Origin of the sequence: Flavobacterium sp. AJR (genome assembly GCF_002156885.1) — a bacterium.
Lineage (GTDB): Bacteria > Bacteroidota > Bacteroidia > Flavobacteriales > Flavobacteriaceae > Flavobacterium.
The window spans coordinates 1-701 of the sequence record NZ_NCWQ01000203.1 but is presented as its reverse complement, the minus strand read 5'-3'; the positions used below and the strand labels follow the sequence as shown (position 1 = coordinate 701).

Sequence of the window (701 nt, the reverse complement as noted above, 5' to 3'; positions counted from 1 at the left end):
GCATTTACAAACTCCTTACAATTTAATATTTCTGGAAGTATTGTAAATGAAGCGGTTGTTTTACCTGCTCCATTACACCCTGCTATTATATAAAGATTTTTACTCATTTGAGCAAAGATAAGCAATTTCACATTTAATATAAATAGTTTATATTAGGTTCTGTCGCATCTATCAGAATCAAATATAAGAATTTAAGTGATTTAAAATTTAGCATGCCAGTTTACAGAATGATTTAAACATAGATTTCCCTGGTTTGACCATCTGATTCTTTCTAAGCATATGCACAACTTCAATTCCACTCAATGTTCGCCTAGCCGATTCAAAACTTTTAAAACCTAACCCGTTTTGTATTCGCCATTTTATAAATCGATGGTCCTGTTCTACAATATTGTTGAGATATTTACACTGCCGGATTTTAATCTTTGAGCATAAACGCTTGTTATAGACTTTGATAGGGGCAGTATTAGAACCACTTTTATCAATGTTTATTGCTCTTGGCCTGTAGTTATCACTAATTGCTTTAATTAGAAATGACTGCGCACTCATTCTCTGTCTTTTTCTGGTCAAAAGAAAGTCTACTGTATTGCCTAATTTATCTACTGCTCTATATAAATAACACCAAATACCATTTACTTTGATATAGGTCTCATCTAATCTCCAGCTCCCTCCCACGCTACCTTTTCTCTTCTTCATCGCTGACT

General features: G+C 33.4%; 2 pseudogenes. Both read right to left on the bottom strand.

Annotated features, from left to right (window positions below):
• Nucleotides 1–107 (bottom strand): annotated as a pseudogene (locus tag B8T70_RS24325) (zeta toxin); the annotation flags it as partial.
• Nucleotides 108–258: 151 nt separating this feature from the next.
• Nucleotides 259–701, bottom strand: a pseudogene (locus tag B8T70_RS23555) (IS6 family transposase); the annotation flags it as partial.